Genomic DNA, 15,618 nt, shown 5'->3' on the forward strand with positions numbered 1-15,618 from the left:
GCCCCGTTTCATAGCCGAGATAGCATCAGGGATGGCAGATGCGGGGGCGGGCGGGGCGCCCCTTCAAGTGGCCAAGCCAGAGGCTCAACCCCGCCGTGATGACCAGTACCAGCTCGATGCCGAGCACCAATCCCCCAAGCCCTCCCTGTTCCCAGAAAGGGTGCAGATAGAGCCCCCCCAGACTGGCCCCCAGATAGTAACCCACCAGATAGAGCGACGAGGCGAGCGCCCGGTTGCACTCCACGTGCTGGCCGACCCAGGCGCTGGCGCAGGCGTGTGCAAGGAAAAAGCCGAAGCTCGAGATGAGCAGGCCTGAGAGGATGGCGCCGAGCGAGCCGCCCAGCAGTAGGGCGCTGCCGAGCGCCATCAGGGCTATGCCGACCAGCAGCAGGCGCTGCGCGCCCCAGCGATGGGCACAGCGGCCGCTGAGGGAGGAGGCCACCGTCCCCGACAGATAGGTCAGAAACAGCATGCCGAGCCACTGGGTAGGCAAGGAGAATGGGGGGCTGGCCAGCAGGAAGGTGAGGTAGCTGTATTGGTTCAGAAACACCATGAAGTTGAGGCCGCCGATGAGGTAGGCCCCCACCAGCAGCGGATTGCCGAGGTGGCTGGCGATCGCCTGGCGAAACTGACCCGGCTTGGCGATGACGGGCACGAAACGGGTCTGGGCCGGCAGTAGCCAGATGACGATAGGCAGCAACGCCAGGCTGATGAGGCCGATGCCGAGAAAAGTGTGCTGCCAGTCGCCAAACCAGCCAGCCAGCAGACCGCCGACCACCCGGCCGGCGATGCCCCCCAACGAGTTGGCGGCGATGTAGACGCCGACGGCGGAGAGCAGGGCCCGCTTGCTGAACTCTTCCCCCATGTAGGCGATGGCGGTGGCGGGCAGCCCCGCCAGCAGGACCCCCTGCAGGATCCGTAGCAGCAGCAGTTGTTCAAATTGACTGACCAGGCTGATGAGCAGGGATAGCAGGATGGCGCCGGTCAGACTGCACAGCATGATCCTGCGTCGGCCGAAGCGATCCGCCAGCCGGGCGCAGACAAGCAGCGAGGTGGCGAGCCCAGCGGTGCAGCCGGCCAGGGTCCAGCCGGCCGACAGCGAGCTGACGGAGAACACCTCGGCCAGCAGCGGCAGCAGCGGGTGGGTTTGATAGAGATTGAGAAACACCAGGAAGGAGCCCAGGCTGAGGGCCAGGGTGGCGCGGATCCATTCACGACTACCGACTTCGATCATATGCAATTGTCCTGACAGCTTTGTTGCAGGTTAGTGCGCGCCAGAACATAAATATAATATATTTAAGTTATCCATCTGATAAGACAAATTGATATGGACCTGAAACAGCTCACCTATCTGCTGGCGGTACGGGATGCCGGTTCCTTTACCAAGGCGGCCAACGGGTTGCACGTGGCGCAGCCCGCCATCAGCATGGCCATCGCCAAGCTGGAGCAGCAGCTCGAGCTGCGCTTGTTCGACCGTCAGGATCGCAACGTGCGGCTCACCCCGGAAGGGGAGGTGCTCTGCCGCCATGCCGAGCGCCTGCTGCGCCAGATGCATCAGGCCGAGGCCGAGATGGCCGAGCTCAAGGGGCTGGAGCGTGGAGAGGTGCGCATCGGCATCCCCTACATGATGGGCTCCTATTACTTTCCGCCGCTCCTGATGGCCTTCAAGCATCGCTACCCCGGCCTCAAGATCCGGGTGGAGGAGGCGGGCACCCGCGAGCTGTTGAGCCGCATGGTGGACGGCTCGCTGGATCTTGCCATCCTCATCACCAGCGATCTGCCGCCAGCGCTGGAGGGGGCCCAGCTGCTGCGTGAAGAGATGTTGATGGTGGTGGGGGAGGAGCATCCGCTGCGTCAGGTCCGGAGCGTATCGCTGAGCGAGTTCTTCAGCCAGGAGCTGGCGATGTTTCGCCGCGGCTTCTATCACCGCGAGCACATGGAAGCGCTGGCCCAGGAGCTGGGCTGCGAGCCCGATATCGCCTTTGAGAGCAACCTCATCCCGCTGCTCAAGGCGGTGGTGAAGCAGGGGTTTGCGGTGACCACCTTCTTGCGGATGGCGCTGGACGAAGAGCCCGCCCTGACCGGGATCCCGTTTGCTCCCCCGATCTTTCTCGATCTGTGCGTGGCGTGGCGGCGGGGGGATCCGCTCTCCATGGCGAACCGCGCCTTGCGGGATTTTTTGCTGGCGCAGGCACAGCCATAAATGGCCAAGAAGGAAAGGCTATCAGGCAAAAGTTTGTTAGTATTAGTTCAAGTCGCCTTTAGAGCCTAACATCATGAAACTCCAACAATTGCGTTATATCGTTGAGGTTGCCAACCACAGACTGAACGTGTCGGCAACGGCAGAGAGCCTCTACACCTCTCAGCCAGGGATCAGCAAACAGGTGCGCATGCTGGAAGATGAGCTGGGGATCCAGATTTTCGAGCGCAGCGGCAAACATCTGACCCAGATCACCCCGGCTGGGCGGGACGTGATCAAGATTGCCAACGAGATCCTGGGCAAGGTGGAGAGCATCAAGTCGGTGGCGAGTCAGCACACTCACCCCGAGCAGGGCACGCTCCACATTGCGACCACCCACACCCAGGCCCGTTATGCGCTGCCTGATGTGATCAAGGGCTTCATCAAGCGCTTTCCCAAAGTCTCCCTGCACATGCACCAGGGCACGCCGACCCAGATCAGCGAAGCCGTGGTCAAGGGCCAGGCCGACTTTGCCATCGCCACCGAGGCGCTGCACCTGTACGAAGATCTCATCATGCTGCCCTGCTACCACTGGAACCGCAGCGTGATCGTGCCCAAGGGCCACCCGCTGACCCAGGTGGGCAAGCTCTCCATCGCCGACATCGCCCGCTTCCCGCTGGTGACCTATGTGTTCGGCTTTACCGGCCGCTCCGAACTCGACACCGCCTTCAACCGGGCCGGCTTTGAGCCCAACATCGTCTTTACCGCCACCGATGCGGACGTGATCAAGACCTATGTCCGGCTGGGGGTGGGGATCGGCGTAATGGCGACCATGGCGCTGGATCCCCAGGTCGATACCGATCTGGTGGCGCTCGATGCCAGCCACCTGTTTGCCCACAGCACCACCAAGATCGGCTTTCGCAAGGGCTCCTTCCTGCGTACCTACATGTATGACTTCATGACCCGTTTTGCCCCGCATCTGACCCGGGACGTGGTGGAGCGTGCCATTGCCCTGCGCTCCAGCGACGACGTGGATGCCATGTTTGCCGATATCGAGCTGCCCATCCGCTAGCGCCGCGGCGATATGAGAGCAACAAAAAACGCCTCCCGATGGGAGGCGTTTTTCATGGCGACGAGCGGCGAGGTGGGATCACTTCTTGAACATGTGATCCAGCTTGTTGGCCTTGGTCGAGAGGTAGAACTCGTTGTGGGGATTGCGCCCTTCCTGCAGGGGTACCCGCTCCGCTACCGGAATACCGAAGGATTCCATCGCCTTCATCTTGCGCGGGTTGTTGGTCATCAACTTGAGGGATTTCACCTCCAGCTGCTTGAGCATGTCGGCGCAGATGGTGTAATCGCGCATGTCGGCGGCAAAGCCGAGCGCCACGTTGGCCTCGACGGTGTCGGCGCCTTGATCCTGCAGATGATAGGCCCGGATCTTGTTGAGCAGGCCGATGCCACGGCCTTCTTGGCGGACGTACAACAAGACGCCGCGGCCGGCCTTGGCGATGTTTTCCAATGCAGCCTGCAGCTGGAAGCCACAGTCGCAACGCAGACTGAACAGGGCATCGCCGGTCAGGCACTCGGAGTGAATGCGACCCAGCACCGGCTCATCGCCCGTGATATCGCCCATCACCAGTGCGGCGTGATCCTTGCCGGTGCCGGTTTCCTGAAAGCCTACCAGCGTGAAAGTGCCCCAGGGGGTCGGCAACTTGGATTTAGCCACGAGGGTAACGCTGCTCATAGGTTGCTCCTTACTACAGCTGCTTAAAAAGGGCGGCCAGTTTAGCGCGCCTTGTGCGGAACAACCATAAGAACAAAACCTTGCACAACTTAATGGTTTGCCTGGCGGTACACAAAGAGGACAGTTGCGACTGGTTTTGCGCAAATGTGTGCCACGACGACTGCCAGGCTCGGCACATTTGGGTATAATCGGCGCCCATTACCCCATCCCTCCCGGGATGTGTGCAACAAGTGTGCAGGAGAGACGTTATGCCGCAGATGGCCCCCGTGATGACAATTGATGGCCCGAGTGGTGCAGGCAAGGGCACCCTGTGTCAGTTGCTGGCTGAAAAACTGGGTTGGCACCTGCTCGATTCCGGCGCCATCTATCGGGTGCTGGCCCTGGCCGCCCTGCATCACGATGTAGAGCTCGATGCCGAAGCTGCGCTGGTTCCCCTGGCTGCCAATCTGGACGTGCAGTTCCAGGTCGATGCCGAGCAGGTGAAGGTTGTGCTGGAAGGGGAGGATGTCTCCCGTACCATCCGTACCGAGGAAGTGGGCAATGCCGCCAGTAAAATCGCCGCCTTCCCGCGGGTGCGCGAAGCCCTGCTGCGTCGTCAGCGAGCATTTCGCCAAGCCCCCGGCCTCATCGCCGACGGCCGTGACATGGGCACCGTGGTGTTCCCGGAAGCCGAGGTGAAGATTTTCCTCGACGCCAGCGCCGAAGAACGGGCTGCCCGCCGCTATAAGCAGTTGCAAGATAAGGGCTTTGATGTTAACTTTGAGCGTCTTTTAACCGAGATTCGGGAACGTGACGATCGCGACAGAAATCGCGCCGTTGCCCCCCTTAAACCGGCAGAAGATGCTCTCGTGGTGGATTCAACCGCCATGTCCATAGACGAAGTGCTGGTAACGGTGCTTGCCTATGCAGAGCAAAAACTTGGTGATGTCAGTACAAACTGATGTCAGTCGTCTGCACCATGGATGGCGCAGATAATTTAAAACAACCCCGCTTGTGCCGGATTGCAAGTGGATGTTTCATTTGTGACATAAACAATGATCGAATCTTTTGCTCAACTCTTTGAAGAGTCCCTGAACGCCGTTGAAACCCGTCAAGGTTCCATCGTCAAGGGTACTGTCGTTGCTATCGAAAATGGTTTCGTACTGGTTGACGCCGGTCTGAAATCCGAGTCCGCTATCCCGGCTGAAGAATTCAAGAACGCCATGGGCGAGCTGGAAATCAACGTAGGCGACTCCGTTGACGTGGCTCTGGACTCTATCGAAGATGGTTTCGGCGAAACCAAGCTGTCCCGCGAAAAAGCCAAGCGCCACGAAGCCTGGCTGCAGCTTGAAAAAGCTTACGAAGAGCAAGCTACCGTTATCGGTATCATCAACGGCAAGGTCAAGGGTGGTTTCACCGTTGAACTGAACGGCATCCGTGCCTTCCTGCCGGGTTCTCTGGTTGACGTGCGTCCGATCCGTGACACCGCTCACCTGGAAAACAAAGAACTCGAGTTCAAAGTCATCAAGCTGGACCAGAAGCGCAACAACGTTGTTGTTTCCCGTCGTGCCGTGATCGAGACCGAGAACACCTCCGAGCGTGAAAGCCTGCTGGCTAACCTGCAAGAAGGTCAAGAAGTTAAGGGTATCGTCAAGAACCTGACTGACTACGGTGCATTCGTAGATCTGGGCGGTGTTGACGGCCTGCTGCACATCACCGACATGGCGTGGAAGCGCGTTAAGCATCCTTCCGAAATCGTCAACGTTGGCGACGAGATCGCAGTCAAGGTTCTGAAGTTCGACCGCGAGCGTACCCGTGTATCCCTGGGTCTGAAGCAGCTGGGCGAAGATCCCTGGGTTGCTATCGCCAAGCGTTACCCGGAGACCACCCGTCTGTCTGGCCGCGTGACCAACCTGACCGACTATGGCTGCTTCGTTGAAATCGAAGAAGGCGTGGAAGGCCTGGTACACGTATCCGAGATGGATTGGACCAACAAGAACATCCACCCGTCCAAGGTTGTTAACGTTGGCGACGTGGTTGACGTGATGGTTCTGGACATCGACGAAGAGCGTCGTCGTATCTCCCTGGGTCTGAAGCAGTGCAAATCCAACCCGTGGCAGCTGTTTGCCGAAACTCACGCCAAGGGCGACCGTGTTTCCGGCAAGATCAAGTCCATCACTGACTTCGGTATCTTCATCGGTCTGGATGGCGGCATCGACGGCCTGGTTCACCTGTCTGACATCTCCTGGAACAACCAGGGCGAAGAAGCCGTGCGTGAATTCAAGAAGGGCGACGAGATCGAAGCCGTTGTTCTGCAAGTGGACCCGGAGCGCGAGCGCATCTCCCTGGGCGTCAAGCAGATCGAAGAAGACCCGTTCAATAAGTACCTGTCTGACAACAAGAAAGGTGCTATTGTGAAGGGTAAGGTTACCGAGGTTGATGCCAAGGGTGCCGTGATCGAACTGGCTGACGGCGTAGAAGGCTACCTGCGTGCCTCCGACGCTGCTCGTGACCGCGTAGAAGACGCCACTCTGGTGCTGTCTGTTGGTGACGAAGTTGAAGCCAAGTTCATGGGCGTTGATCGCAAGAACCGCACTGTAAGCCTGTCTGTCCGCGCTAAGGACGAGGCTGATGAGCGTGTTGCTATCGACAGCCTGAACCAACAAGAAGAAGTTGTGTTCAGCAATGCCATGGCTGAAGCGTTCAAAGCCGCCAAGGGTGAATAATCCTTGATGCAAGAAAAGGGCGGCGTGTCACGCCGCCCTTTTTTATCATTGGCGTAATGAATATTGCATGTGATCGGGGAAGGAGATTTAACGTTATGACCAAATCAGATCTCATCGAACAATTGGCTGCCAGCCGCATGCATATGCCGGCCAAGGATGTCGAAGCTGCCATCAAGGAGATCCTTGAGCAGATGGCATCGACTTTGCAAAACGGCGACCGGATTGAAATCCGTGGATTTGGAAGTTTTTCACTGCACTATCGTGCCCCCCGCGTGGGCCGCAACCCCAAAACCGGGGACAAGGTTGAATTGACCGGGAAATATGTTCCCCATTTCAAACCTGGCAAAGAGTTACGCGAGCGTGTGAACATCGCTGAATAATGCAGAAAATGGCATACTTGGGTATGCCTTTTTTGTTTTTATGGTTTGCCTTGTGGCCATTGTCCGGTTTCTCCAAGTCTTTTCCCATTCGCTCTAGAGTCTGCCGGTGATTTTAAGGATAATCAGCCTTTCATTAGATACTGACAGGGAGCTCCTATGAAGCGTATCTTGGCCCTCATTCCACTGGTGCTGGTGTTTATTCTGACCCTGGCCGTCGGTTCGCAAAATGGCCAGCTGGTGCAGTTCAACTATCTGATTGCCCAGGGTGAGTTTTCACTTTCCATGTTGCTGGGATTCTTTTTTGGTGGTGGCTTCCTGCTGGGCTGGCTGGTATTCGGTCTCTTGTTCCTGCGTCTGAAGATGCAGAATCGCACCCTCAATCGCACCATGCGCCGTCAATCCCGCGAGTTGGAGCTGGCTCGGTCGGCTGCCAAGGAATAATGTCCCTCGATGCTTGAACTGCTTTTCCTGCTGTTGCCCATTGCTGCCGGCTACGGCTGGTACATGGGGCGCAGGAGTGTTCGCCAGGACACCCAGAAACAGAGTAACCAGTTTTCCCGCCAGTACGTGGCGGGCCTCAATTATTTGTTGTCCGATGAGTCAGACAAGGCGGTGGATCTCTTTATCCAGCTGCTGGAAGTGGACAGCGAAACCATCGAAACTCACCTCTCCCTCGGCAACCTGTTTCGCCAGCGTGGCGAGGTGGACCGCGCCATCAAGATCCACCAGAACCTGGTCACCCGCCAGCTGACCCGGGAACAGCGCCAGCTGGCGTTGCAGGAGCTGGCACGCGATTTTCTTGCTGCCGGTCTACTGGACAGGGCCGAGGCGCTGTGGAACGAGCTGTGCGATGACAGCGACTATGAAGAGACGGCGCTGGCCCAGCTGTTGATCATTCATCAGCAACTGCGGGATTGGGACAAGGCTATCGACGTGGCGGTACGGCTGCAGAAGTTTCAGGGCAAGAAGCTGGCCGAGCCGATCTCCCATTTTTACTGCGAGCAGGCAGAGAGCGCCTTGCGTGAAGGGGACAAACCCACCGGGCTTGCCAAGTTCAAGCGGGCGCTCAGCGTCAACCCCGCCTGTGCCCGTGCCAGCCTGCGTCTGGCGGAACTGGCCATGGCAGCAGGGGAGTACGAGCAGGCCAGCAAGGATCTCTTGCGGGTGTTCGAGCAGGATATCGACTTTGCCTCCGAAGCCATTCCCTCCCTCAATGAGTGCTATCAGCGCCTTGGTCGTGCCCACGATCTCATTCCTCTGCTGGAGCAGGCGGTGGAGGATCATGCCGGCGTCAGCGTGACCCTGGCACTGGCCAAGCTGGTAGAAGAGCGCGATGGTCTGAGTCAGGCCCGTGCGCTGGTGCTGCGCCAATTGCGCCGTCATCCCTCCATGAAGGGCTTCTATCAGCTGGTGGGCTTCCAGCTGGCAAGCGCTGAGGAGGGCCCTGCCAAGGAGAGCCTTGAGCTCTTGCAGCAGCTGGTCGGCGAGCAGATCAAGATCAAATCCACCCACAAGTGCCGGCAGTGCGGTTTTGCCACCCACTCCCTGTTCTGGCAGTGTCCCTCCTGCCGCCAGTGGGGGTCCATCAAGCCGATCCGCGGCCTGGACGGGGAGTAAGAGCCACCACAAGATCATGAGCCAGGCCCCTGCGGCCTGGTGTTTTCAGGTCGAGCCGGGGCCAAGCTCCGGGCGGCGAATAACCATCGATAGGAAGTGAGATGCTAGATCCCAAAGTACTGGTTGCGCTGGATTATCAGCACGAGGCCGATGCCTTCGCCTTCATTGAACGTATCTCCCCGGCCCAGTGCCGTCTCAAGGTAGGCAAGGAGATGTTTACCCTGTTTGGCCCCCAGTTCGTGCGTCAGCTGGTTGCCAAGGGATTTGATGTCTTTCTGGATCTGAAGTTTCACGACATTCCCAACACCGTTGCCAAGGCGGTAGCCGCCAGTGCCGAGCTCGGCGTCTGGATGGTGAACGTGCACGCCAGCGGTGGCGAGCGGATGATGCGGGCCGCCAAGGAGGCGCTGCTGCCTTATGGCGACAAGGCGCCGCTGCTTATCGGGGTGACCGTGCTGACCAGCATGGAGCAGGCCGATATGGCGCCGCTGGGGCTCACTGTCGGCCCGGCCGAGCAGGTGATCCGGCTGGCCAAATTGACCAAGGAGGCGGGGCTCGATGGAGTTGTCTGCTCTGCCGAAGAGGCACGTGAATTGAAGGCGCTGCTCGGTGCCGACTTCAAGCTGGTGACGCCGGGGATCCGTCCCACTGGCTCGGCTGCCGGGGATCAACGCCGGGTCATGACACCGCTGGCGGCGGTGGAGGCGGGGGCCGACTATCTGGTGATTGGCCGCCCCATCACCCAGGCGGCCGATCCTGCCGCCATGCTGGCAGACATCAACGCAGAGCTGGCAAATCGATAATGGACAGGATGCCGGCCCGATGGGGCCGGCATTGCATCAGGGGCGGCTCACTCCTTGGGAGCGGGCTCGCGCAGGGTGATCGGGAGCAGGCCGAGCAGCAGGCCTGCGCCCGAGCCAATCAGATGTGATTCAATGTGTACCCTGGCGCCGATGAGGGCGGACACCGGGCTCTCTCCCGCACTGTAGAAGTCCACTCCGAGCTTGATCGCCACCCCTGCCAGCATCAGCCAGCCGGAGTAGCGGCGATAGCGGATATCCTGCAGCGCCCCCCAGACGAACAGGCCGTGCAGCGCACCCGACAATCCCATGTACCACTGGGTCTGGGGACACCACCACCAGATACCGAGCCCGACGGCGGCGCCGAGCAGCAACAGCAGCAGCGGCAGCCTAAAACCGGTCAGGTATTCGCGAAACAGGCTGTAAAGTACCCACAACCCGCTCAGATTGAGCAGCAGGTGCCACAGATTGGTGTGGGCCACATTGCCTGTTATGATGCGCCACCCTTCACCCTGGGCTATCAGGGTGCGATCGAAGGAGAGCTGGTGATTCGGCACGATGAAAAAGAGCAGCAAACTGGCGAGTGAAAGCGTGATGACCCAGAGCAATCCTGATTTTTCTGACAACATGAAACAGTCCGACGACAACAAGAGCCGCTACTGTACACGTTGCACCAGAGCCCTCAAAGCCTGTCTGTGTGATTATATTCGGCAGGTGCCGCATCTCGCCCCTCTCCATATTTTGCAGCATCCGAGCGAAGTCGGGCATCCCAAGGGAACCGCCATCCTGCTGGCCGCCTCGCTGGCGCAGGCCCGCCTGCATGTGGGCGAACAGGTGGCCGACGTCCCCGAGCTGGCGGCCTTGCTGGCCGATCCCGCGCTGCAGTGTTATCTGCTGTGGCCGGATGAGAAAGCCATCTCGCTTGCCAGGGTACGGGAGAGGGAGGCGGTCGAGCCGGCTCGCCGGGTCTGTTTTTTGCTGCTCGATGGAACCTGGCGCAAGGCCTACCGGATGCTGCACAGCAACCCTGAGTTGCAGCAGCTGCCGCGGATAAAGCTGGACGCCGTCGCGGGGCAATATTCCATTCGCAAGAAGCCGTTTGCAGAGGCGCTGTCGACCCTGGAAGCGGGCTACCATCTGTTGTCCCAGTGGGAGAGGGCGCCCGATCGCTTCGCCCCGCTGATGACCCTTTTTACCCATTTGAACCGGCAGTGGCACGATTTTGCCCAGGGCCGGCGCAGTTGAACTGCCCAGAGGAGAGTTATTCGTGAAAAAAGCCGTCGTGGTATTCAGTGGTGGTCAAGACAGCACCACCTGCCTGGTCCAGGCCTTGTCCCGTTATGACGAGGTGCACGCCATCACCTTCGATTATGGCCAGCGCCATCGGGAAGAGATCGAGACGGCACGCCGTCTGGCCAGTGGGCTCGGCATCGCTGCCCACAAGGTGATGGACGTGACCATGCTGGGCGAGCTGGCCATCTCGGCCCTGACCCGGGACGAGATCCCGGTGAGCTTCGAGCTGCAGGACAACGGCCTGCCCAATACCTTCGTACCGGGCCGCAACATCCTGTTCCTCACCCTGGCCGCCATCTACGCCTACCAGGTGGGGGCCGAGGCGGTGATCACCGGGGTGTGCGAGACCGATTTCTCCGGTTACCCGGATTGCCGCGACGAGTTCGTCAAGGCGCTCAATCAGGCCGTCTCGCTGGGGCTGGATCGCGCCATTCGCTTCGAGACCCCGCTGATGTGGCTCGACAAGGCCGAGACCTGGGCACTGGCGGATCACTACGGCCACCTCGACACCGTGCGCCAGCAGACGCTCACCTGCTACAACGGCATTGCCGGCGACGGTTGCGGTGCCTGTCCTGCCTGCGATCTGCGCAGCCGCGGCCTGCAGCAGTACCTGGCCGACAAGGCGGGCGTGGCGGCACGCTTGCACCAAAAAACCGGGCTGGGCGAGAAAAGCGGATGCTGAACCTGCGTCTCGGCCATGCTTGGGGTATAATCCGCGACTTTTGCAACCAGCCGTGACCAAGATGCATTACCCAATCAACGAGATATTCCAGACCATCCAGGGGGAGGGGGTCTTTACCGGCCTGCCCGCCATCTTCGTTCGCCTGCAGGGCTGCCCGGTGGGGTGCCCCTGGTGCGATACCCGTCATACCTGGGTGGTCGATCCTGCTCGTGAAGTGGGGGTACAGGCGGTACTCGACTGCTCCAACGAATCCGATGGCTGGAGCAAGATGAGCACGGAGCAGATCCTGGCCAGCTTCCAGCAGCTCGGTTATCAGGCGCGCCACGTGGTGATCACGGGTGGGGAACCCTGCCTCTATGATCTGCAGGGTCTCTCTGCCGCCCTGATTGAGGCGGGTTATCAGGTGCAGATCGAAACCAGCGGTACCAGCGAGATCCAGACCCATGAGCAGACCTGGGTCACCGTATCCCCCAAGATCAATATGAAGGGAGGGCTGCCGGTGCTGGTCTCTGCCCTCGATCGGGCCAACGAGATCAAGCATCCGGTGGCCACCGAGCGCCATGTGGAGGAGCTGGATGCGCTGCTGGCCACCGCCAGCTTGCGTGAAAACGTGGTGATCGCGCTGCAACCCATCAGCCAGAAACCCAGGGCAACTCAATTGGCGATGGCAACCTGCATTGCCCGCAATTGGCGGCTCTCCATCCAGACCCATAAATATCTGGATATCGATTGAGATGGAGTGGTTGTCCGACGAGCGGGTATTGTTGTCCCTGGCCAACAAGATGCCTTACGGAAAATATCGGGGGCGTCGCATCATCGATATTCCGGAGCCTTATCTGGTGTGGCTGGCCCGCACCGGTTTTCCCGCAGGTTCACTTGGTCAAACGCTGGCGCTGGCCTATGAAATCAAGCTCAACGGGCTTGAATCCATGATTGTTCCCATTATTAACAGGATGTCGGTATGAGGATATATACGAGGCAGGGCGACAAGGGCATGACTCGCCTGGCCGATGGGCTGCAACTGGCCAAAGACGATATGCGGGTAGAAACCTATGGTTATATTGATGAATTAAATTCTCATATAGGTCTTCTTATTGCCGAGGTGCCTGCGGCCGAAACCGGATTATTGGCTGACTTGTTATTATTGCAACAGGAATTGTTCGATCTGGGCGGGGAACTGGCATTTTCCAGCGCCGCTCAGGAAGCTGCCATCTGGCAGGTGAATAATGAGTGGACCGTGCGGCTGGAGCAACAAATTGATGCCTACAGCGCCAATTTACCTGTGCTGCGCAACTTTATTTTGCCCAGTGGTTCCCGTGCAGCGGCACAAGCCCATGTGGTGCGAACCCTCACCCGGCGCTGCGAGCGTCTGCTGCTGACCCTGAGCCGCAGCGAGCAGCTCAATCCGGCCATTCTGCCCTACATGAACCGGCTGAGTGACTGGTTCTTCACCATTGCCCGCTATCTGCTGGCCTGTACGGCGACCCCCGAAGTGCTCTGGGTCAAGGCGGCAGAGCGGGGCTGATAGTCAGGCTACAGGCAATAAAAAACCTCGCGATGCGAGGTTTTTTATTGCGCCGATACGGCTTTATCAGATGGCAAATTCTTCGACAGATTTACCTTCGGCAACGGCCTTGGCAATCACGGAAGGCATGCGGCCCTGGCCGGTCCAGGTTTTTTCCACGCCGTTGTCCATATAACGGTATTTGGCCGGGCGGGGAGCACGTTTGCCCTTGCTGGCCTTGGCGGGTTCAACGGCCACGGTGCCAACCAATTCGGCCGGATCGATACCGGCGGCTTTCAGCATTTCGGCATATTCGTTAATTTTACGCAGATGTTCTTCGCGAGCCTGACGCTCGGCGGCTTCATCCTGCTGGCGCTCGCTGACAATAGCGGAGAGCTTTTCCAGACCTTCTTCCAATTGTTCCAGCGTCAGCTCACGGCAAGCGGCACGCAGGCTACGGACATTCAGCAGGACTTTCAAAAATTCGTTCATAGTGTTCACCACGCGAGCAAAAGAGTGAATTAAATAGATATAGTAATTTTGGCTAATTTATACGGCCATTTATGATCAAGTCAAGTCAGCTGAATTAATAAATTCATAGTGGAAATTAAGTGATCTATTTTGGATTCAGCCCCGATTCAGCAATATTGGCAATGTACATACTCGACTGAGTTCTTGATAGATGAAAATAGCGACAAAATCATAATGTTTGCACCATTTGACTACCACCATGCCATTTTAAGCCACGCCATTTGGTGATTTAATCAAAAAACTTGCTATAACGTGCCGGCACGATAAAATGTGCCTCGAATACCTTTAAGTAGAGGCGCGCTGCCTATGACTACTTGTGCGGAGGGTGATGCCTGTGATGCACGAGGAAAGGAGTCAGCGCCGAAGTGGCCAGGCCATCATACCGGGCTGCTGGTTCTGCATCTAATAGGTGCAGGACTGCCATAGTCATCCACTATGGAGCGCTACCTGAAGGGGCTGAGGAGTATTACCTCCCCATGGGTTTTGTTTCTTTATCCTCTCGGTAGATCTCCACCTGCTGTCTTTAGGTGCAAAGAGATCATGGACATCATTCACTACGCCGACTCCGGTTGGTCAATCATTCCACCCCTGCTGGCCGTTGCCCTGGCAATTCTGACCCGCCGCGTCCTGCTGTCGCTGGGGGTGGGTATAGTTACTGGCAGCCTGCTGCTGAACCAGTTTTCTCCCCTCGATTCCCTGCATTACATGTTGAACACCGTGCTCAAGATCTTCTGGGTCGACGGGGCACTCAACCGTGACAACATCAACATGTTGCTGTTCATGCTGCTGCTGGGCGGCCTCATCAGCCTGATGAGCGTTTCCGGTGCGACCCGGGCCTTCGCCGAGTGGGCCGCCAAGCGCGCCAAGACCCGCAAGGGGGCCAAGACGCTGACCGGCATGATGGTCTTTGCCTTCTTCATCGATGACTTCTTCCACAGCCTGTCGGTGGGGGCCATCTGCCGTCCGGTGACCGACCGCTTCCAGATCTCCCGCGCCAAGCTGGCCTACTTGCTGGACTCCACCGCCGCCCCGGTCTGCGTGCTGATGCCCATCTCCTCCTGGGGGGCGTATATCATCGCCCTGGTAGGCGGGATTATGGCGGCTCACGGCATCACCGGGCAGAGCCCCATCTCCGCCTTCGTCGAGATGATCCCGATGAACCTCTATGCGGTGTTCACCCTGATCATGGTGTTGGTGGTGATCGCGTTCCAGCTCGACATCGGCCCGATGCGTCAGCACGAGCAGTGGGCGCTGGAAGGCAAGCTGTGGGATGAGTCCAAGGGCCGCCCCATCGGCCTGGACATGGAGAGCCCGGAGGAGAGCAACGGCGGCATGATCGACATGGTACTGCCGATCCTGACCCTGACTGCGGCCACTGTTTATTTCATGATTGACTCCGGCGCCGCCGTGCTGGCCGCCAATGGCGAGCCGTTCAGCGTGCTCGGCTCGTTCGAGAATACCAACGTCGGCTCGTCCCTGGTGTATGGCGCCCTGTGCAGCCTGGTGGTCTCCATCGGTCTGGCCATGCGTCTCAAGCTCGGCGCCAAGAACTGGATCAAGGCTGCGCCGCAAGGGGTCATGGCCATGTTGCCGGCCATCAACATCCTGCTGTTTGCCTGGACCATCGGCGCCGTGGTGCGTGACGTCGAGACCGGCAAGTACCTGGCATCGCTTGCCAACGGCAACCTGCCCATCGAAGTGCTGCCTGCCGTGGTCTTTATCCTCTCCTGTGCCATGGCGTTTGCCACCGGTACCAGCTGGGGCACCTTCGGCATCATGCTGCCGCTGGCCGGCGACATGGCGGCGGCCAGTGACATCACGCTGATGCTGCCGATGCTGGCCGCCGTGCTGGCCGGTTCCGTGTTCGGCGATCACAGCTCGCCCATCTCCAGCACCAGTATCCTGTCTGCCACCGGTGCCGGCTGCCACCACATCGACCACGTGATGACCCAGCTGCCCTATGCCCTGGCCATCGCCTTCGGCGCCGCCCTCGGTTATCTGGTGATGGGGCTGATGCACTCGGTGCTGGCAGGCTTCAGTGTCAGTGCGCTCTGGTTCGTCATCTTCTCCAGCTACCATTTGCGCAAGGCAAGGTCCCAAGCGGACCTGGCCATCGCATAAAAAGAACAAGGGGCCGCAAGGCCCCTTGGTTTTGTTGGGGGCTTTGGTTAGCATGCGCCCCA

At 59.0% G+C, this 15,618-nt stretch carries 18 protein-coding genes and 1 riboswitch; of the genes, 14 read left to right on the forward strand and 4 right to left on the reverse strand.

The genetic code is table 11. The annotated features are described in order from the left end of the window. Nucleotides 1–25 precede the first annotated feature (25 nt). A complete protein-coding gene (locus OKC29_RS00545) occupies nucleotides 26–1,234 on the reverse strand; it encodes an MFS transporter (RefSeq protein ID WP_073349846.1) in 1,209 nt (402 codons plus the stop codon). Between the two features lie 93 nt (nucleotides 1,235–1,327). On the opposite strand from OKC29_RS00545, the gene OKC29_RS00550 reads away from it, so the two are divergent. Together OKC29_RS00550 and cysB are read left to right on the forward strand one after the other, a co-directional pair. Continuing rightward, nucleotides 1,328–2,203 carry a LysR family transcriptional regulator gene (locus OKC29_RS00550; protein WP_044799810.1) on the forward strand — a complete coding sequence of 292 codons (876 nt, stop codon included), beginning with the start codon at nucleotides 1,328–1,330 and terminating at the stop codon, nucleotides 2,201–2,203. A gap of 73 nt (nucleotides 2,204–2,276) precedes the next feature. Then, on the forward strand, nucleotides 2,277–3,251 hold the full coding sequence (cysB, locus tag OKC29_RS00555; RefSeq protein WP_010634254.1) for an HTH-type transcriptional regulator CysB: 975 nt from the start codon (nucleotides 2,277–2,279) through the stop codon (nucleotides 3,249–3,251). Between the two features lie 78 nt (nucleotides 3,252–3,329). On the opposite strand, the gene ribA is transcribed toward cysB, so the two are convergent. Next, the gene (ribA, locus tag OKC29_RS00560; protein ID WP_010634253.1) at nucleotides 3,330–3,923 is read right to left on the reverse strand and encodes a GTP cyclohydrolase II; all 594 of its coding nucleotides are present in this window, start codon (nucleotides 3,921–3,923) and stop codon (nucleotides 3,330–3,332) included. A 248-nt stretch (nucleotides 3,924–4,171) separates the two neighbouring features. Here ribA and cmk point away from each other — a divergent pair, with 248 nt between their 5' ends. The 6 genes from cmk to pyrF all read left to right on the forward strand — a co-directional run bounded on the left by cmk (nucleotide 4,172) and on the right by pyrF (nucleotide 9,428). After that, entirely contained in the window at nucleotides 4,172–4,864 is a 693-nt protein-coding gene (gene cmk / locus OKC29_RS00565) for a (d)CMP kinase (RefSeq protein ID WP_045790090.1), read from the forward strand. Between the two features lie 93 nt (nucleotides 4,865–4,957). Beyond that, nucleotides 4,958–6,628 (forward strand): 30S ribosomal protein S1, encoded by a 1,671-nt coding sequence (gene rpsA, locus OKC29_RS00570; RefSeq protein WP_011705690.1) that lies wholly within the window; start codon nucleotides 4,958–4,960, stop codon nucleotides 6,626–6,628. A gap of 95 nt (nucleotides 6,629–6,723) precedes the next feature. Continuing rightward, nucleotides 6,724–7,008 (forward strand): integration host factor subunit beta, encoded by a 285-nt coding sequence (gene ihfB, locus OKC29_RS00575; protein ID WP_011705691.1) that lies wholly within the window; start codon nucleotides 6,724–6,726, stop codon nucleotides 7,006–7,008. A 156-nt stretch (nucleotides 7,009–7,164) separates the two neighbouring features. Further along, nucleotides 7,165–7,449 (forward strand): LapA family protein, encoded by a 285-nt coding sequence (locus OKC29_RS00580; protein ID WP_011705692.1) that lies wholly within the window; start codon nucleotides 7,165–7,167, stop codon nucleotides 7,447–7,449. Nucleotides 7,450–7,458: 9 nt separating this feature from the next. Continuing rightward, nucleotides 7,459–8,625 carry a lipopolysaccharide assembly protein LapB gene (gene lapB, locus OKC29_RS00585; RefSeq protein WP_073349848.1) on the forward strand — a complete coding sequence of 389 codons (1,167 nt, stop codon included), beginning with the start codon at nucleotides 7,459–7,461 and terminating at the stop codon, nucleotides 8,623–8,625. A gap of 101 nt (nucleotides 8,626–8,726) precedes the next feature. Continuing rightward, on the forward strand, nucleotides 8,727–9,428 hold the full coding sequence (gene pyrF / locus OKC29_RS00590) for an orotidine-5'-phosphate decarboxylase (RefSeq protein ID WP_043122241.1): 702 nt from the start codon (nucleotides 8,727–8,729) through the stop codon (nucleotides 9,426–9,428). A gap of 47 nt (nucleotides 9,429–9,475) precedes the next feature. On the opposite strand, the gene rrtA is transcribed toward pyrF, so the two are convergent. Further along, complete coding sequence (gene rrtA / locus OKC29_RS00595) at nucleotides 9,476–10,054, reverse strand: rhombosortase (RefSeq protein ID WP_224480301.1); 579 nt, start codon at nucleotides 10,052–10,054, stop codon at nucleotides 9,476–9,478. Between rrtA and OKC29_RS00600 the strand changes: the two genes are divergently transcribed. From OKC29_RS00600 to OKC29_RS00620, 5 genes are all read left to right on the forward strand, one after another. Further along, entirely contained in the window at nucleotides 9,984–10,670 is a 687-nt protein-coding gene (locus OKC29_RS00600) for a tRNA-uridine aminocarboxypropyltransferase (protein WP_073352411.1), read from the forward strand. The genes rrtA and OKC29_RS00600 overlap by 71 nt on opposite strands. A 22-nt stretch (nucleotides 10,671–10,692) precedes the next feature. Beyond that, a complete protein-coding gene (gene queC / locus OKC29_RS00605) occupies nucleotides 10,693–11,400 on the forward strand; it encodes a 7-cyano-7-deazaguanine synthase QueC (RefSeq protein ID WP_073349852.1) in 708 nt (235 codons plus the stop codon). A gap of 61 nt (nucleotides 11,401–11,461) precedes the next feature. After that, entirely contained in the window at nucleotides 11,462–12,133 is a 672-nt protein-coding gene (queE, locus tag OKC29_RS00610) for a 7-carboxy-7-deazaguanine synthase QueE (RefSeq protein WP_162275664.1), read from the forward strand. Between the two features lies 1 nt (nucleotide 12,134). Continuing rightward, the gene (locus OKC29_RS00615) at nucleotides 12,135–12,365 is read left to right on the forward strand and encodes a DUF3820 family protein (protein ID WP_005299948.1); all 231 of its coding nucleotides are present in this window, start codon (nucleotides 12,135–12,137) and stop codon (nucleotides 12,363–12,365) included. After that, nucleotides 12,362–12,925: a cob(I)yrinic acid a,c-diamide adenosyltransferase gene (locus OKC29_RS00620; RefSeq protein ID WP_024944049.1), complete on the forward strand. Its 564-nt coding sequence runs from the start codon at nucleotides 12,362–12,364 to the stop codon at nucleotides 12,923–12,925. The genes OKC29_RS00615 and OKC29_RS00620 overlap by 4 nt, the downstream gene beginning before the upstream one ends. A gap of 66 nt (nucleotides 12,926–12,991) precedes the next feature. Here OKC29_RS00620 and OKC29_RS00625 read toward each other — a convergent pair whose 3' ends face one another. Continuing rightward, nucleotides 12,992–13,396 (reverse strand): H-NS family histone-like protein, encoded by a 405-nt coding sequence (locus OKC29_RS00625; protein ID WP_011705701.1) that lies wholly within the window; start codon nucleotides 13,394–13,396, stop codon nucleotides 12,992–12,994. Between the two features lie 321 nt (nucleotides 13,397–13,717). Then, nucleotides 13,718–13,889: riboswitch (Lysine riboswitch) on the forward strand. Between the two features lie 86 nt (nucleotides 13,890–13,975). Here OKC29_RS00625 and OKC29_RS00630 point away from each other — a divergent pair. Beyond that, nucleotides 13,976–15,556, forward strand: coding sequence for a Na+/H+ antiporter NhaC family protein (locus OKC29_RS00630; RefSeq protein WP_011705702.1), 1,581 nt, complete (start codon nucleotides 13,976–13,978; stop codon nucleotides 15,554–15,556). The last annotated feature ends 62 nt before the right edge of the window (nucleotides 15,557–15,618 follow it).

It is taken from the genome of Aeromonas sp. QDB34, assembly GCF_027705405.1.
Lineage (GTDB): Bacteria > Pseudomonadota > Gammaproteobacteria > Enterobacterales > Aeromonadaceae > Aeromonas > Aeromonas hydrophila.